12 protein-coding genes are annotated in these 16,926 nt (G+C 64.6%); all 12 read left to right on the plus strand.

Translation table 11 applies throughout. From position 1 onward, the window contains the following. A complete protein-coding gene (locus AC0L20_RS11965) occupies positions 1 to 705 on the plus strand; it encodes an ABC transporter ATP-binding protein (RefSeq protein WP_027519516.1) in 705 nt (234 codons plus the stop codon). A gap of 13 nt (positions 706 to 718) precedes the next feature. Beyond that, positions 719 to 1,600: a branched-chain amino acid ABC transporter permease gene (locus AC0L20_RS11970; RefSeq protein WP_027519515.1), complete on the plus strand. Its 882-nt coding sequence runs from the start codon at positions 719 to 721 to the stop codon at positions 1,598 to 1,600. Continuing rightward, positions 1,597 to 2,616: a branched-chain amino acid ABC transporter permease gene (locus AC0L20_RS11975; protein ID WP_473288683.1), complete on the plus strand. Its 1,020-nt coding sequence runs from the start codon at positions 1,597 to 1,599 to the stop codon at positions 2,614 to 2,616. Before AC0L20_RS11970 ends, AC0L20_RS11975 begins: the two co-directional genes overlap by 4 nt. Continuing rightward, positions 2,576 to 3,535, plus strand: coding sequence for a polyphosphate kinase 2 family protein (locus AC0L20_RS11980; protein WP_473288684.1), 960 nt, complete (start codon positions 2,576 to 2,578; stop codon positions 3,533 to 3,535). Before AC0L20_RS11975 ends, AC0L20_RS11980 begins: the two co-directional genes overlap by 41 nt. A 1,034-nt stretch (positions 3,536 to 4,569) precedes the next feature. Beyond that, entirely contained in the window at positions 4,570 to 6,900 is a 2,331-nt protein-coding gene (locus AC0L20_RS11985; RefSeq protein WP_473288685.1) for a mechanosensitive ion channel domain-containing protein, read from the plus strand. Positions 6,901 to 7,065: 165 nt separating this feature from the next. Continuing rightward, positions 7,066 to 7,632 (plus strand): hypothetical protein, encoded by a 567-nt coding sequence (locus AC0L20_RS11990; protein WP_473288686.1) that lies wholly within the window; start codon positions 7,066 to 7,068, stop codon positions 7,630 to 7,632. Positions 7,633 to 7,854: 222 nt separating this feature from the next. Continuing rightward, positions 7,855 to 8,853 (plus strand): tripartite tricarboxylate transporter substrate-binding protein, encoded by a 999-nt coding sequence (locus tag AC0L20_RS11995; RefSeq protein ID WP_473288687.1) that lies wholly within the window; start codon positions 7,855 to 7,857, stop codon positions 8,851 to 8,853. A gap of 292 nt (positions 8,854 to 9,145) precedes the next feature. Beyond that, on the plus strand, positions 9,146 to 10,798 hold the full coding sequence (locus tag AC0L20_RS12000) for an NAD-dependent malic enzyme (RefSeq protein ID WP_473279115.1): 1,653 nt from the start codon (positions 9,146 to 9,148) through the stop codon (positions 10,796 to 10,798). A gap of 344 nt (positions 10,799 to 11,142) precedes the next feature. Then, positions 11,143 to 11,535 carry a BlaI/MecI/CopY family transcriptional regulator gene (locus AC0L20_RS12005; RefSeq protein ID WP_473288688.1) on the plus strand — a complete coding sequence of 131 codons (393 nt, stop codon included), beginning with the start codon at positions 11,143 to 11,145 and terminating at the stop codon, positions 11,533 to 11,535. Then, positions 11,532 to 14,051: a M56 family metallopeptidase gene (locus tag AC0L20_RS12010; RefSeq protein WP_473288689.1), complete on the plus strand. Its 2,520-nt coding sequence runs from the start codon at positions 11,532 to 11,534 to the stop codon at positions 14,049 to 14,051. The genes AC0L20_RS12005 and AC0L20_RS12010 overlap by 4 nt, the downstream gene beginning before the upstream one ends. Positions 14,052 to 14,215: 164 nt before the next feature. Beyond that, positions 14,216 to 15,667 (plus strand): DUF1800 domain-containing protein, encoded by a 1,452-nt coding sequence (locus AC0L20_RS12015; protein ID WP_473288690.1) that lies wholly within the window; start codon positions 14,216 to 14,218, stop codon positions 15,665 to 15,667. A 2-nt stretch (positions 15,668 to 15,669) separates the two neighbouring features. Continuing rightward, positions 15,670 to 16,920: a DUF1501 domain-containing protein gene (locus AC0L20_RS12020; protein WP_473288691.1), complete on the plus strand. Its 1,251-nt coding sequence runs from the start codon at positions 15,670 to 15,672 to the stop codon at positions 16,918 to 16,920. The last annotated feature ends 6 nt before the right edge of the window (positions 16,921 to 16,926 follow it).

Raw genomic sequence — 16,926 nt, forward strand, 5'->3', positions numbered from 1 at the left:
ATGCTTGAGCTCCGCGGCGTCAATGCCGGCTATGGCACCTTCCAGGCACTGTTCGACGTCGACCTCGACGTGAAGGCGGGGGAGGCCGTCGGCGTCATCGGGCCGAACGGGGCCGGCAAGACCACCCTGATGCGCGTCATCTCCGGGCTGATCCGCCCCTCGCGTGGCTCGATCAGAATGGAAGCCGTCGATGTCGTGGCCACGCCGCCGCACAAGATCGTCAGCCTCGGGATCGCGCATGTGCCGGAGAACCGGCGGCTGTTTCCGCAGCTCTCGGTCGACGACAATCTCAAGATGGGTGCCTTCATGCAGGAGGCGCGCGGCCACTATGCCGAGCGGCTGGACGTGGTGTTCGAGCTGTTTCCGCGCCTGAAGGAGCGCCGCCACCAGATGGCCGGCACCATGTCCGGCGGCGAGCAGCAGATGTGCGCGATCGGCCGCGCGCTGATGTCGAATCCAAAGCTGCTGCTGCTCGACGAGCCGTCGGCTGGGCTCGCGCCGGTCGTGGTGCAGCAGGTGTTCGAGCTGGTGAAGCGGATCCGCGCCAGCGGGCTGACCGTGCTGATCGTCGAGCAGAATGTGCAGCAGGTGCTGAAAGTGGTCGATCGCGCCTATCTGATCGAGGCGGGCACGATCAGGTCCTCAGGCACCTCGGCCGAGATGCTGGCGAGCGACACGGTCAAGGAAGCGTATCTCGGGGTGTGAGGTTGATGCGGGCATGCAAGCATTTCTGGACATTTTCGACATCTACCTGCTGGAGGCCGTGATCAACGGCATCCTGCTCGGCGGCGTGCTGGCGCTGCTCGCGCTCGGGCTCAATTTGATCTTCGGCGTCATCGACGTGACCTGGATCTGCTACGCAGAGCTGGTGATGATCGGCATGTACGCCATGTATTTCCTGGTGCAGTATTACGGCATCAGTTACTTCCTCGCCGCGCCGCTCACCATCCTGCTGGTCGCGTTGCTCGGCGCGGCGCTGCACTACCTCGTGATCGCCCCGCTGCTCACGGCGCCGCCGATCAACCAGTTGCTCGCCACCGGCGGAGTGCTGTTCGTGCTGCAGAGCTTTGCCACCGTCGCCTTCGGCATCGACTTCCGCAACCTCGGCATCCGCCTGCCGGTGCTCGCCTTCGGCGACATGAATTTCAGCTACGCACGACTTCTATCCTTCCTGGCCGCGCTGGTCGGCATGGTCGCGGTCTATCTGTTCATGACGCGGACCTTCACCGGCACCGCGATCCGGGCGATCTCGCAGGACCGGCAGATCATGGCGCTGATGGGCGTTGACACCAAGCGCATCTATCTCATCACCTCCGCGATCGGCGGCGGGCTGGCCGGGCTCGCCGCCTGCCTGCTGGTGCTGCAATATGACGTGCATCCCTTCGTCGGTCTGTCGTTCGGGCCGATCACCTTCCTGATCTGCGTGCTCGGGGGCCTCGGCAATTTCATCGGCGGCTTCATCGCGGCCTTCGTGTTCGCCGAGATCATCTCGCTCGGCGGCCTGTTCTCCGATCTCGAATGGGGCTATGTGCTCGCCTTCGCCTTCTTCATCGTCATGATGTTCATCCGGCCTGCGGGCCTGCTCGCGAGGCGCCGATGATGGGGCGGGGACGGCTTGCAGCTTGGGCGATGGGATTGGCGGCGCTGGTCGCGTTGCCTTTCGTCTATCGCGATCCCTATCATCTGCACATCCTGGTGCTGATCCTGATCTGGTCGTTCGCCTATACGTCGTGGTCGATGATGGGGCGGTTCGGCCTGGTCTCGCTCGGTCATGGCGGTTTCATGGGAATAGGCGCCTATGTCACTGCGCTGCTCTGGAATCACCTGGGATGGTCGCCCTGGATCGGCATCCCTATCGGCATGATCGCCGCCGGCGCGCTGGCGCTGATCGTCGGCTACCCCTGTTTCCGCTTCCGCATCACCGGGCACTATTTCGTGCTGGTGACGCTCGCGCTCTCCGGCATCGTGCTCCAGGTCATCACGGCGACGCGCGACTACACCGGCGGCTCGCTCGGCTACACGCCGAACCGGGCCGCGGGCAACAAGCTCTGGGCGCTGCAATTCGACGACAAGATCACCTGGTACCTGATCGCGCTCGGGGTCTGGCTGTTCGGCATCGTGGTCTGGCACTGGGTCGACCGCAGCATGGCCCGCTATGCGCTGGAGGCGATCTCGGAGGACGAGGACGCCGCAGCCGCCGCCGGCGTCGACGTCACCGCGGAGAAGCTGAAGATCACGCTGCTCAGCGCGCTGATGACGGCCTTGGCCGGCGCGATCTACTGCCAGTACCAGATGTTCATCACGCCCGACACCGTCAGCGGCATCGCGGTGTCGCTGCAGATGGTGTTCGCGGCCATCGTCGGCGGCCTGTTCGTCTCGCTCGGCCCGACCTTCGGCGCCGTCATCACGATTATGCTGGCCGAGACCCTGCGCATCGGCTTCGGCACCAAGGCGGTCGGCTGGGACAATCTTGTCTACGGCGTGCTGCTCGTGCTTTTCATCATATTCCTTCCGAAGGGCATCCTTGGTAGCTTGCTCGACCGATTGAAGCCGCAACGCAAGGTGCCCCGCGCTCATGAGCAAGAAGTCGTCCAAATCGCTCGCCCAGGAGCTTGACCGCTACATCACGCCATTCCGCTACGATGGTTCGGGCAAGTTTCATCTCAAGGACCACAAGACGGACGAGAAGGGCGACCTCGACAAGGAGAAGGCGCAGGACATTCTCGAGGCCAACAAGAAGCGGCTGATCGCGTTTCAGGAGAAGCTCTACGCCCAGGACCGCTGGTCCGTGCTGATCGTGTTCCAGGCGATGGACGCCGGCGGCAAGGATTCTGCGATCAAGGCGATCTTCGAGGGCATCAATCCGCAGGGCTGCGCAGTCAGTGCCTTCAAGGCGCCGAGCAGCAAGGAGCTCGATCACGATTTCCTCTGGCGCCATGTGATCGCGCTGCCGGAGCGCGGTCATATCGGCATCTTCAACCGCTCCCACTATGAGGAATGCCTGGTGACGCGCGTGCACCCGGAGATCCTCGCCAAGGAGAAGCTGCCGCAGAAGGTCGTCACCAAGAGCATCTGGAAGGAGCGGTTCGAGGACATCTCTGCGTGGGAGCGCTATCTCTCGCGCAACGGCACCGTGGTGCTGAAATTCTTCCTGAACCTGTCCAAGGACGAGCAGCGCGAGCGCTTCCTCGATCGGCTGGAGGATCCATCGAAGCAGTGGAAGTTCTCCATGGACGACATCAAGGAACGCGCGCTGTGGCCGCGCTACCAGGCGGTCTATCAGGACATTGTCCGGCACACGGCAACGCCGCATGCGCCCTGGTATGTCGTGCCGGCCGATCACAAATGGTTCGCGCGCGTCGTGATCGGGTCGGCCATCGTCGCGGCGCTCGAACAGCTCGATCTGCGCTTCCCCCGCGCCGACAAGGCTTCGCTGGGCGAATTCGACGAGGTGCGCAAGGCGCTCGAGAAGGAGGAGAAGGGGGGCAAGAAAAAAAAACGCGAAAACAACCCCATGCACAGTAGCCGGGGATAGCGAAATCAATGACTTGAAGGTGATCTCGATCGATTACGGGTTTACCGAAGCGATTTGACTCGTCGGGCAAAACAGGGGTATGATGTCATCATCCCCAATCCCTCGGTACCCACGCGCCAACCCGTGGCAGAAGCGCTCCACATTGCCGGGAAGGGCAGCCTCGCAATTCGCCCGCTTCTCGTATTCGCAGCAGCCAATCCGTCGCAGTGAGATGGAACGCGCCTTCAAATGTGATTTGCGCGCCGTCGATCTTGCTTGACAGTCCTCCGTCACGGGAGGACCATCGCAATGGTCGCAAACAAGCGACGCGCAACGTCCACATCAAGAGCAAGGGGAGGTCTATGACACCACCTCCGCAGATCCAGCCGCGTTAAGTGCGATGGAGCTCGTTCGGACTATCGCATAGCGGCAGAAACGCGAACGGCACGCCGGGCCAAGGTTTAGAGGGCTGCATCAGTGTGGCATAGCCCCTACCTGCCCGGCGCTGTACTCTGCATCACATCGATTGCATCACAGCGATCATGTCGGATGGCCGTGACAAGGCCGCCGCGCTTTCGACATCCTGCTTCTCTCCTCCTCCTCATCGCGTCATTCCGGGCCGACTCCCGGAATGACGCAGGGCGATCGCATATCAGGGTGATCGCAGATGACGTCTCAGCGGCGCCTGAGCGAGCGCCTCGTCCTTCGAGACGCCGCGTTCCGCGGCTCCTCAGGATGAGGCTCAGCTGCGCTATCTGCCTTGAAATGCTGCCGCATACTGATCCCTCATCCTGAGGGTCCGCCGCAGGCGAGCGTCTCGAAGGATGGCCGCAGCCGAGCTTCCAGCCGCGTGCCGCATTCGATCGCTGCACGTCCCGGCATGAAATCGCGGTTCCCGTTTCCTGCACCGCGGCAAATGCCAAGAGAATGTCGCCTCATTGGCCAACTTCCGACACAGCGCCCGGGCGAATAGCGTCGATCCGACATGATGCATGTGCTTCGGCGGTGACGGTCCCGACGTCGCCGTCGCATTCATTTTTCCCAGGGAATCCCTCGTGTCGCATAAGCTTGCCTCCGCGCTTCTCGCCGCGCTCTTGATCGCGATCTCATCTCTCTCCAGCACCCGCGCCGCGCCGCCCGCACCGGCGGCGAATAGCGCTGCCGCGTTGTCGCCCGATGAGGCCAAGCGCGCGCTGGAGACGCTGCAGGACGACAAGAAGCGCGCGCAGATGATTGACACGCTGCGTGCTATTGCCAATGCGTCCGGTGCACAGCAGCCCGCGCCCGAGCCAAAATCGCCGATCCCGCTCGCGGCCGACGGCCTCGGTGCGCAGCTCATGCTCACCGTGTCCGAGGAGATCGGCGAAATTTCCCGAGACGTCGCCGATATGGCCAGGACGCTCACGCACTTCCCGGCGTTCTATTACTGGATCGTGCGAACCGCGAACGATCCCGCGGCCTACAACCTCCTGATCGAGATCGCCTGGAAGCTCGCTTTGGTCTTCGGCTCCGCTTTCTGCGCCGAATGGGTGATGTTCCGTCTGATCCGGCGCCCCGTCGTGTTCCTGGAAGGGCGCATGCCGCAAACGGCGCGCCTGCCGGTGCAGCTGTTGCCCATTGCCGATCCGCCGTCATCAGTGGCCGATGTCACCCCCGCGCCCGAACTGCACAGGCGCCGCCACAGCCTGGCGCGGGCCTGGCAAATCATGCTGCGGCTGCCCCTCGTGCTGGCACGCTTTCTGCTCGAACTGCTTCCCGTGCTGGTCTTTGTCGGCGTCGCCACGGCGCTGCTCGGCACCGAGATCGGCGAGCCCACCACCGTCCGCCTCGTGATCCTCGCCGTCGTCAACGCCTATGCGTCCTCGCGCGGGCTCATCTGTGTGGTTCGTGTGCTGGCGGGACCGTTCGGCTTGTTTCCGGTCAGGGCCGAAACAGCCGCCTATATCGAGATCTGGGCGCGCCGTATCGTCGGTGTCGGCGTCTCCGGCATCGCCTTTGCCAATGTGGCGCTGCTGCTCGGCCTGCATCGCGGCGGCTATGCCGCGCTCCTGCGCATGGTGATGCTGGTGGTGCATCTCTTCGTCGTCGTCATCATCCTGCAATGCCGCCGCCAGGTCGCGCAAGCCATCCGCGCGCCCGCTGACCGGCAGGGGATCGCGGCGGGATTGCGCAACCGCATCGCGGGCGGCTGGCACTATCTTGCCATCGCGCTTGACCTTGCGCTGTGGGCCGTCTGGGCGCTGAACATCCGCAACGGCTATTCGCTGCTGCTGCAATATTTCGTCGGCACCATCGCGGTGGCGCTGATCACGCGCGTCGCTATCATGCTGACGCTTGGCCTGATCGACCGCGGCTTCCGCATCAAGCCGGAAATCCTCCAGCGCTTTCCGGGCCTCGAGATCCGCGCCAACCGCTATCTGCCGCTGCTGCGCAAGATCGTATCCGGCGTCATCGCCTTCATTGGCCTGGTGGCCGTGCTCGAAGTCTGGGGCGTCGACGCCATCGTCTGGTTCTATGGCGGCCAGATCGGCAGCCGGCTGATCTCGGCGGTGGTGACGATCGGACTTGCCGTATTCATTGCTGCTGCGATCTGGGAAGCCAGCAACGCGCTGCTGGACCGCCAGATCAATTCGCTGTCGCGCGACGGCCACTATGCCCGCGCCGCGCGGCTGCGGACCTTTCAGCCGATGCTGCGGACGGCCTTGCTGTGCGTCATCGCCACCGTCGTCGGCCTCACGGCGCTCAGCGAGATCGGCGTCAACGTCGCGCCGCTGCTGGCGGGCGCCGGCATCGTCGGCATCGCCATCGGCTTCGGCTCGCAGAAGCTGGTGCAGGACCTCATCACCGGGCTGTTCCTGCTCCTGGAGAACACCGTCCAGGTTGGCGACAGCGTCAGCGTGTCCGGGCTATCGGGCGTGGTCGAGAACGTCTCGATCCGCACGATCAGGCTGCGGGCCGGCGACGGTGCCGTGCACATCGTGCCGTTCAGCGCGGTCACGACCATCACCAACGCCAGCCGCGGCGCCGGCAATGCGTCCGTCAGCGTCAACGTCGCCTACAAGGAAGACACCGACCGCGCTGGTCAGATCCTCAAGGACATCGTCGACGAGATGCGCCGCGAGGTCGAATTCCGCAGCCTGATCCGCGGCGATCTCGAGCTCTGGGGCATCGACAAGGTCGACGGCGCCATGGTGTCGATTGTCGGCCAGATCCGTTGCACCGAGGCCGGCCGCTGGCCGGTGCAGCGCGAATTCAACCGCCGCATGAAGCAGCGTTTCCAGCACAACGGCATCGAGGTCGCATCCGCCACCCAGACCATCCTGATGCACATCGCGCCGCCGGCTGATAGCGCCGCTCATTTGACGCCAAGGCGAGCGGCAGGATAGGGCGTGCACCCCTAAACGTCGGCTTACCAATCCAAAGCGGAAGTCTCCACCTTGCGTGTGATCGGCGGCTCGTGACCCGAAGCGGTCATGCGGGATGACTGCTCTACTTGGCCCGGCCAGCGCGCAGTGCTACCGTACATGTCTTGATGAGTAGGACACGCGCCATTGCCTAATTGCGACTTCTACGCGGTGTCGGGCGACTTTGAACCGATACTGCAGTTTATTTTTGACGACCTGCATTGCCGCGTCCTAGAGGCCTATTCAAGTTTTGACAAAAACCTCAGAGAGTTTTCCTCCTTGGAGGAGCTGGCCAAAGGCACCAATGTGGGTGATTGCTCCAACGGAGCATTGTCATGTTTTCTTGTGCTTTGGCCTGTCGAAGCGTCGAACCATGTGCGAATACGGCGGATCAAGCTCGATCCATCGAGTGGATTAGGCTCGCACAGACACGTTGCAGAGGGCTGGGGCCTGATTTCTCTTCAACTCGGTGGAGTTGGTAAGATGGGATTGCATCCCTCTCGTACCAACCACAACACTCAGAAGCGGGCCACGAAGTGGGCTGATACCCAGCATTCCATGGGCGATCCAATGGCTTGGAATTGGAATGTTGTCACTCGCACTTCGAACAAACTAAACCGTCGAATTCGGTCACTCTCAGTCGCCAAGGTGGGAAGTCGGTCAGTCCTACAGGCGGCAAAAAAAGCGTTCGACCTTGGTGCCCGGGCGCTTTAACCGCATGTCTCTTCTTGGCACAACTCGGACCTAGGGTGAGGTGCGCCAACACGGCCGGTATCGGAGGCAGAGCGGACCTCACACGAAGTGCAGCGCGAGTTTATGAGTACATATCCTGAGCGGTCCGGCATCATTTCCGGCTTGCCTCCATCCGTTCGGCAGCGTTCACTCCGGCTCCAGCCCGTTGACAATATGCGGGCGGCAAAAAGGTGGGAGAGACTGATGCGGGGGCGGTGGGCTGGACTGCGCGGTCATGTGACCGTCATGTGTGCGTTGCTCGGATGTGCGGCGTGGGCCACACCGGCAAACGCCCAGCCGTTTCCGTCGCGGCCGATCACCCTCGTGGTGCCGTTCGCGGCGGGCGGTCCGACCGACACGCTGGCGCGCATCCTGTCCGAACGCATCGCCGCCGAATTGCACGCGACGATCGTGGTTGAAAACGTGGCGGGCGCCTCCGGCAGCATCGCCGGCGCCCGCGTCGCGCGCGCAACGCCTGATGGCACCACGATCACGATCGGACATTGGGGCACGCATGTGCTCAACGGCGCGATCTTCAAGCTGCCATACGATGTGATCGCCGATTTCGAACCGGTCGCGACGATCGCGATGGGCACGCAGCTCATCGTCGGCCGGAAGTCGCTCGAGGCCAACACTCTGAAAGAGATGATCGCGTGGCTGAAGGCCAATCCCGGCAAGGTGACCGCCGGCACCGCGGGCGCCGGCACCGGGGCCCACGTCGCCGGTGTCTTCTTCAAGGAGAGAACCAGGACCGACTTCCAGTTCGTGCCCTATCGCGGCGCGGGGCCCGCCATGATCGACCTCGTGGCGGGGCAGATCGACATCATGTTCGATCAGGCCTCGAACTCGCTGCCGCACTACAAGAACGGTGCGATCAAGGCGTTCGCGGTGACGTCGCCGACGCGGCTCGCCTCCGCGCCCGATATCCCGACCGTCGACGAGGCGGGGCTGCCCGGTCTCTACATCTCCTATTGGCACGGCATCTGGGCACCGAAAAACACGCCGAAGGAGATCGTCACGAAGCTCAACGCGGCCATCGTCAACGTGCTTGCCGACGCTTCCGTCAAGCAACGGTTCGGCGAATTGGGGCAGGAGATTCCTCCGCCCGATCAGCAAACGCCCGCAGCGCTCGGAGCCTTCCAGAAGGCCGAGACCGAGAAATGGTGGCCGATCGTGAAGGCCGCCGACATCAAGGCGGAGTAGCTTGCGGCGCCACAAGCGCTTTCCTCATCCTGAGGAGGTCGCGCAGCGACCGTCTCGAAGGATGGCCACAAGCGAGATGGGGCCTTCATGGTTCGAGACGCGCGTTCCGCGCTCCTCACCATGAGGAGAACGACCACCGTTGCGGCGTTAACCTTTCGCGCGCAAAACGGCGGGGAAAACCTCGCTGCGGTGCGGGATCACGATCCTTGCCGCAGGCTTCTGCGTCCTTGATCTCAGGTGAGCGCTGGCCGACAATGCCCGCCCTTCAATAAGAAACTCCCTGGGGGAATTCGTGAATAGACCTGCTCGGGTCAGCGCCCATTCGACATCGTCCGACTCCGTGCACGGCATGGCGCTGCTGCGCGATCCCCTGCTCAACAAGGGCACCGCCTTCACCGCGCAGGAGCGCGATGCGCTTGGCCTGCGCGGCCTGCTGCCGCCTTGCGTGCTGACGATGGAGACCCAGGTCGAGCGGGTGCTCGTCAACCTGCGCACGCTGCCGACCGATCTCGAAAAATATGTCGCGTTGAACGCGTTGCACGACCGCAACGAGGCGCTGTTCTTCCGCGTCGTGGTCGACAATATCGACGAGATCCAGCCGATCATCTACACGCCGACGGTCGGGCTCGCCTGCCAGAAATACGGCCTGATCTTCCAGCGCCCACGCGGCATGTTCATCTCCTCGCGCGATCGCGGCCAGATCGGCGAGATCCTGAAGAACTGGCCCTATCCGGCCAAGCTGATCGTCGTCACCGATGGCGAGCGCATCCTCGGCCTCGGCGATCTCGGCGCCAACGGCATGGGCATTCCGGTCGGAAAGCTCTCGCTCTATTCGGCCTGCGCCGGCGTGCATCCCGAAACGTGCCTGCCGATCGTGCTCGACGTCGGCACCAACAACGAAGAGCTCTTGAAGGACCCGTATTATCTCGGCTTGCGCGAGCGGCGGCTCACGGGCGAGGCCTATGACAGCTTCGTCGACGAGTTCATGGTCGCCGCGCGCAAGACCTTTCCCGGTGTGCTGATCCAGTTCGAGGATTTCGCCAACCACTCGGCGTTCAAGCTGCTGCACAAATACCGCGATGAGGCCTGCGTCTTCAACGACGACATCCAGGGCACGGCTGCGGTGGCGCTCGCCGGCCTGTTCTCGGCGCTGCGCGTCAACGGCGGCAAGCTGAAGGATCAGCGCATCCTGTTCCTCGGCGCGGGCGAGGCCGCGACCGGCATCGCCGATCTCGTGACGTCCGCCATGATGGCGGAGGGCGCCTCTGAAGCCGAGGCGCTCCGCCGCAACTGGCTGGTGGATTCCCGCGGCCTCGTCGTCGGCGGCCGTGAAGGCCTGTCCGGTCACAAGCTCCGTTATGCCCATGCCGACCAGGCGCCGATCGCCGACTTCCTCACCGCGATCAGGACGCTGAAGCCGACGGCGATCATCGGTGTTGCCGCGGTCGGCGGCGCCTTCACGCCCGATGTGCTCAAGGCGATGGCCGAGCTCAACGAACAGCCGATCGTGTTCGCGCTCTCCAATCCGACTTCGAAGGCCGAATGCTCGGCGGAGGACGCCTACCGCTACACCGGGGGCCGCGCGCTATTTGCCTGCGGCAGTCCGTATGATCCGGTCAAGCTCAACGGCCGCACCTTCGTGCCGCGCCAGGGCAACAACTCCTACATCTTCCCGGGCGTCGGCCTCGGCGTCATCGCCAGCCGCTCGCGCCTCGTCACGGACGAGATGTTCATGGCGGCCGCCCATACGCTCGCCAATTGCGTCGGCAAGGACGATCTCGCGCAAGGCAGCCTCTACCCGGCGCTGCCGCGCATCCGCGAGGTCTCGGTCCGCATCGCCGCGGCCGTCGCCGATGTCGCTTTTCAGCGCGGGCTTGCGGACGGACCCGCGCCCAATGACGTGAAGGGACTGGTTCAGTCCCAGATGTACGAGCCGCAGTACTGACGCTTACAATTCGATCTGAATCTGCGGAGGCAGCCCCTCACCCCACCCTCTCCCCGTAAGAACGGGGCGAGGGAGTGAGAGAGGTTGCCTCCCTAACCTCTCCCCGCTCTTCTGCGGGGAGAGGTCGGATTGCTCCCGGCGATGCGAAGCATCGTCCGGCGCAATCCGGGTGAGGGGCAGGGCAGTCTGCTAGCCCGATCGAAAGTCGATCCGACTTGCGACGTTATTTCCCCGGTTCGGTCAGCACGCGATACCATTTCAGGTAGAAACCCCGTTGCGCGGCGCGGCCGTGTATGCGACGCTCTGTAGCGCTACAAGAAAATTCGAAACCAAGGTAAGCCGCCATGGACGATCGTTTGCCCGACCTGGGCGACCTTGAGCACGAGGTCATGCAACTGGTTTGGGCCCATGGTCCTGTCACGGCCGAGGTGGTGCGCGAGAAGCTGTCGCGTCGGCTGAAGGAATCGACCGTCCGCACGGTGCTGCGCCGGCTGGAAGAAAAGGGCTATGCTCGGCATACGGTGGACGGACGCACTTATGTCTACCACGCAGCCGAAGAGCGCGCGCGGGTTGCGGCCAAGGCGGTGCAGCGCATCGTCGACTGGTTCTGCAACGGCTCGATGGAGGAGGTCCTCGTCGGCATGGTCGACAATGCAATGCTTGACCAGCAGCAGTTGCGCACACTGGCCGACCAGGTGGCCAAGGCGAAGAAGGCGAGGGGAGTGAAGAAAGAATGATCGCAACTCTGGCGGAGGCGGCGCTACGCTCCCTTGTGCTGGGAGGCGTCGTCTGGTTCGGTCTCAACCTGTTTCGCGTGCGCAATCCGCACGTCCACATGACGGCGTGGGTCATCGTGCTGCTGGCATCGCTGGCGATGCCCTTGGTGATGCATTGGCCGACGGTCACCATCACCCGGCTGCCATTGCCGGTATCGGTGCCGGCTGATGTCCTGCCTGCCGATATCTCGATGTTTGAGATGCCGCAGCCCATGCAGCCGATCACGCCCGGCGCGGCGATTGTTTCCCCGGCGCAGAGCGGCGTCTCGATCAATTGGTGGCTGATCGCCACAATCGTCCATGCCGGCGTTGCCAGCCTGTTGCTGCTGCGGCTGGCCATCGGCCTCTGTCTGACCTGGCGCCTCGCGCGCGCGGCAAGGCCGATCAACGGTCCGCGCATGGTCGACGCCGATGTGCGCGTCAGCCGCGAGATCGGCGGTCCCGTCACGTTTGGCTCGACCATTCTGGTGCCGCCGCAATTTTCCGGCTGGGACGCCAAGAAGCGCCTCGCGGTGCTCGCGCATGAGGGCGCGCATGTCGCCAACCGAGATTTCTATATCCTTCTGCTCGCCTCTCTCAATCGCGCGGTGTTCTGGTTCAGCCCGTTCGCCTGGTGGCAGCTCGCGCGTCTTGCCGAACTTGCCGAGATCATCAGCGACGCCGAGGCGATCGAGGTGATCGACGACCGGCTGTCCTATGCGGAAATCCTGCTTGATTTCGCAAGCACGGTAAACCCGCGGCCGCTCGAGCTCGCGATGGCGCGGGCTTCGACCGTGCGCGCCCGCGTCGAGCGCATCATCGCGACCGCCGCGATGCCCGTCGCGGTCGGCTGGCGCAAGCGGGCGTGGATCGCGGCCGCGATCGTTCCCGCCGTGATCGTGTCCGCCGGCATGATCGCCTATCGCACCCCGGAGCCTCCGCTGCTCGCCGCGGATAGTGGAGAGGTGCCGGCCCAGCATTACCGCCCCTTCGTCAATTTCTACGCGATGGGCCCGGCTTCGGTGTTCGCCATCTTCCGCGAAGGTGACGACCTCTACGGCCAACTCACCGGGCAACGCCGGCTGCGCCTGAATGTCGGTAGCGACGGAACCGCGTCCTACATGGCTTCGTCCGGCGAGATCACGTTCCCGCTCGATGCGGAACGTCGCTCCGCCGAACTGATGCTGCGCATGAACGGCCGCGACGTGCGCGCGGTGCGTGTCGCCGAGATGCCGGCGCCGACGACCGAAGCTGCCTCGCTCGATCAATATGTCGGCTGGTACAGGATTGCGCCGAACCGCGTGCTCACCGTGCGCCGCGATGGCGACCGTCTCTGGTTGCAGGAAACCGGGCAGGGCACGACGCAAATCCTTGCCGAGGGCACTGATGCGTTCTCCTTCCGCGGCGACCATCTCGTGATCTTCCTGCGCGACGAGCAGTCGAGGGTCTCGCGCGTGTTGCTACAGAGTGCGGTTTTCGGCGCGCGTCTTGCGGCCCGCGTCGATGCGGCGGTGGCTCAGGCGGTCGAAGCGGATTTCGCGCGTCGTCTTGCCGAAGTGCCCGATCGCTTCAGGGAGCAGGTCCCGGCCGTCGGCGGCAAGGAGATGATCTTGCGCGGGATCGAGGATCTGCGCGCCGGCACGCCGAACTACGAGCGCATGAGCGCGCCGCTCGCGGCCAAGATCCACCGCCAGCTCAATGAAATGCACGCGACGTTCGTTGCGCTCGGCGGGTTGGAATCGATCTTCTTCCGCGGCGTCGGCCCCGGCGGCTACGACATCTATGGCGCGAAGTTCGAGAACGGCACGGCCGAATTCCGCCTGCTGATCGAGCCCGACGGCAAAGCCGGCGATGTCATCTTCCGGGCCGACGGCAACGACGAACTCGGTGGCATCGTGCCTTGCTCGGAGGAGGCGAACGTGCGCGGCCGCGCCGGCACCTCGCCGATCAGGATCATGGTCTATAACGAGATGGGCGACGACATCCAAATCTTCAATCTCGATGCCGACGGCAATCGCAAGACGCAGAGCGTCGTCAGGCCCAACATGACCTGGGCTTCCACCACCACCGTGAACAATCCGTGGGTGATTGCCGACAAGTCGGGACGGTGCATGGAGATCCTGGTGCCGGGTCGGCAAACGCGCTTCCACAATGTCGAGGCCTCAAACCTCGGCGCGCGTCCGGGTCGCGCAGCGCGGCGCGCCGTTCCGATCGCCAATGGCGAGGAGATGCTGCGCCGCTACATCGAGGGCGTCGGCAAGGGGCAGCCGGACTACGAACGGATGACGTCTGAGGTCGCCGACATCACACGCGCGCAGCTTCCGTTCGATCAGGCGATTCTGACGCGGCTGGGTGCGCTGCGTGCGGTCTCCTTCCGCGGCGTCACTGCGCTCGACAGCGACATCTACGTCGCCCAGTTCGCCAATGGTTCGGCGGAATGGCGCATCGGCGTCAGAAACGGAACGATCACGAAAATCGCGCTCGGGCCGAATTTTTAGGACGATTGCCGCTGGTCTGCGGGACCGGCGGCTCCCGAGTTGTTGACGACGCTCTCTCAATCTCCGCTTGCCGGTCTTCGTCGTGAATGCTACGATCTGTAGCATTACAGTTCGTAGCCTGCGACGGGCACCGTCGGCAGGCTCGAAAGAATTGGGCATTCGCCATGAGCAGTTCTGCAAAGGCCGATTCAGTGCTGGCGCTTCATCGCTTCGGGATGGGGCCGCGCCCGGGATCGATCGCGGCTGTCGGGACCGACCCGCGCGGCGCGCTGATCGCCGAGCTCGACCGCCCGCTCGTCCTGAACGCCGCCGCCAGTCTTCCTTCCAGCGCAAAGGCCTATCGCACCGTGGCTGATGCCAATGCGCGGCGCGCCGCGCGCGCCAAGCAGGCCCAGCAGCAGGCCAAGAAGCAGCAGGTGGCGGCGACGCCGACCATGTCGGAAGACCAGACGCAAGGACAGGGAGCGGACAAGGACGCCGCCGAGATGGCGGCGAAGCAAGCGGCCGATGCCATTCCCGATCCCGGCCGTCCGATCTATTTGCAGGAAGCCAAGGTGCGCACGGAAGCGGCGCTTTCCGCCGACATCGGCTTTGCCGAGCGGCTGGTGTGGTTCTGGTCCAACCATTTCTGCGTCTCGGCCAACCGCATCCAGAGCATGTCCGGCGCCTATGAGCGCGAAGCCGTTCGCGCAAATGCGCTCGGCCGCTTCGTCGATCTCCTGCTGGCCGTCGAGGGCCATCCGGCGATGCTGGTCTATCTCGACAATCTCGGCTCGATGGGCGCGAACTCGACGGCCGGCATCAACCGCAGCAGCGGCCTCAACGAAAACTTTGCGCGCGAGATCATGGAGCTGCATACGCTCGGCGTGCGCGCTGGCTACACCCAGGACGACGTCATCAGCTTTGCCAATGTGCTGACCGGCTGGACACTGGTGCCGCCGGGCGCCGATCCCCAGCACGGCGGCGATTTCACGTTCAATCCGCGGCTGCACGAACCGGGCGGACAGACCGTGCTCGGCAAGCGCTACGAACAGGAAGATGTCGAGCAGGGCCGTGCGGTGCTGCGCGATCTCGCCGCGAATCCGGCCACCGCGACCCATGTCGCGACCAAGCTCGCCCGGCACTTCGTTGCCGACGAGCCGCCGCCTGTGCTGATCGAGCAGATGGCGAAGACTTTTCGCGACACCGAGGGCGATCTCAAGCAAGTCGCGATCGCGATGGTGTCGTCCGACGAAGCCTGGCGCGAGCCGCCGTCGAAACTCAAGCGTCCCAGCGAGTGGGGCGTTGGCATGGTGCGTGCGGTCGGCATCACGGTCGTCGATCCCATCCGCTTCACCGGCGGCCAGGAGCTGCTCGGCGAGGCGCTGTGGCGTCCGTCGGCGCCGAAGGGCTATCCGGATGACGAGCCCAGCTGGATCGACGGCGTCGGCCGGCGGCTGGACGTCGCCAACAATTTTGCCGAGCGCATCACTGGCATGGCCGATCCTCAAGCGATCATCGAGGACGTGTTCGGATCCGAGATCGCGCCCGAGGTGAAGCAGGCGGTCGGCCGTGCCGAGAGCCGGCAGCAGGCGCTGGCGCTGTTGTTCATGTCGGCGGATTTTCAGAGGAGGTGAGCATGGGCGTCGTCAATCATTTGCCCACGCGGCGCGAGCTTCTGGTCGGATCCGGCGCACTATTCGCATGGAGCCAGATGCCTGGAATCGCGCGCGCAGAAGGGCGCGATCCGCGCCTCCTGGTCATCGTGCTGCGCGGCGCGCTCGACGGCCTCGGCGCGGTTGCACCGGTCGGCGATCCCGACTGGATCTCCTTGCGCGGCGATCGCGCGCTGGTGCTGGACGGCAAGCCGCCCGCGTTGCCGCTCGATGCCTTCTTCGCGCTCAATCCGGCGATGCCCAATCTGCATCGGCTCTACAAAAGCGGCAAGGCTGCGATCGTCCATGCCACCGCGACGCCGTATCGCGAGCGTTCGCATTTCGACGGCCAGGATGTACTGGAGAGCGGGCTCGTCAAGCCGGGCATGACCAGCTCGGGATGGCTCAACCGCGCGCTGCTCGCGCTGGAATCCGGCGGGCGTGTCGACCCGCGCGGCAGCCGCGCGCTCGGCATCGGCTCGGTGACGCCGCTAGTGGTGCGCGGTTCGGCGCCTGTGATGACCTGGGTGCCGCAGCGATTGTTGCCGGCGAGCGAGGACACGCAGAACCGCCTGCTCGATCTCTACCAGCACACCGATCCGAAGCTTGCGACCGTGCTCCAGGCCCGCATGAAGCTCGCTTCGCTCGGCGGCGCATCGGGCACGGGCGATCCGATGTCCGACGATCCGACCTTGGCGCCGCCCGGCATCGCGCGCGTGCGCGCCTACTTCGCCGAAGCCGCCGGCACGGCCGCGCGCTATCTCGCCAAGCCCGACGGTCCGCGCGTCGGCGCCATGGGCTTCGTCGGCTGGGATACGCACATCGCCGAGGGCGCGGCCTCGGGCCAGCTCTACAATCTGCTCGGCGCGCTCGATGGCGCCTTTGCCGCAATCGAGAGCAACATGGGCGAAGCGTGGCGCGAAACAGTCGTGGCCGTTGTCACCGAGTTCGGGCGAACCGCGCGCATCAACGGGACGCAGGGTACCGACCACGGCACGGGCACGGTCGCCTTCCTGATCGGCGGCGGGCTCACCGGTGGCCGCGTGATCGCGGACTGGCCGGGTCTGAAGCCGGCGCAGCTGTTCGAGGATCGCGATCTCAAGCCGACTACGGATTTGCGCGCGGTGTTGAAGGGCCTGCTGCGGGATCACCTGCGTGTCGAGGAGAAGGTGCTCGCAGAAACAGTCTTCCCGGGCAGCGCCGACGTCAAAGCGATGGGAGGCCTCGTCGGCTGACGGCGC

The organism is Bradyrhizobium sp. Kon58, from assembly GCF_055807455.1.

Excerpts from the sequence above, each read along its gene's own strand:
- AC0L20_RS11980 (WP_473288684.1), top strand. The coding sequence starts at position 2,576 with ATGAGCAAGAAGTCGTCCAAATCGCTCGCCCAGGAGCTTGACCGCTAC.
- AC0L20_RS12010 (WP_473288689.1), top strand. The coding sequence starts at position 11,532 with ATGATCGCAACTCTGGCGGAGGCGGCGCTACGCTCCCTTGTGCTGGGA.
- AC0L20_RS12020 (WP_473288691.1), top strand. The coding sequence starts at position 15,670 with ATGGGCGTCGTCAATCATTTGCCCACGCGGCGCGAGCTTCTGGTCGGA.
- AC0L20_RS11970 (WP_027519515.1), top strand. The coding sequence starts at position 719 with ATGCAAGCATTTCTGGACATTTTCGACATCTACCTGCTGGAGGCCGTG.
- AC0L20_RS12015 (WP_473288690.1), top strand. The coding sequence starts at position 14,216 with ATGAGCAGTTCTGCAAAGGCCGATTCAGTGCTGGCGCTTCATCGCTTC.
- AC0L20_RS12005 (WP_473288688.1), top strand. The coding sequence starts at position 11,143 with ATGGACGATCGTTTGCCCGACCTGGGCGACCTTGAGCACGAGGTCATG.
- AC0L20_RS11975 (WP_473288683.1), top strand. The coding sequence starts at position 1,597 with ATGATGGGGCGGGGACGGCTTGCAGCTTGGGCGATGGGATTGGCGGCG.
- AC0L20_RS11965 (WP_027519516.1), top strand. The coding sequence starts at position 1 with ATGCTTGAGCTCCGCGGCGTCAATGCCGGCTATGGCACCTTCCAGGCA.
- AC0L20_RS11995 (WP_473288687.1), top strand. The coding sequence starts at position 7,855 with ATGCGGGGGCGGTGGGCTGGACTGCGCGGTCATGTGACCGTCATGTGT.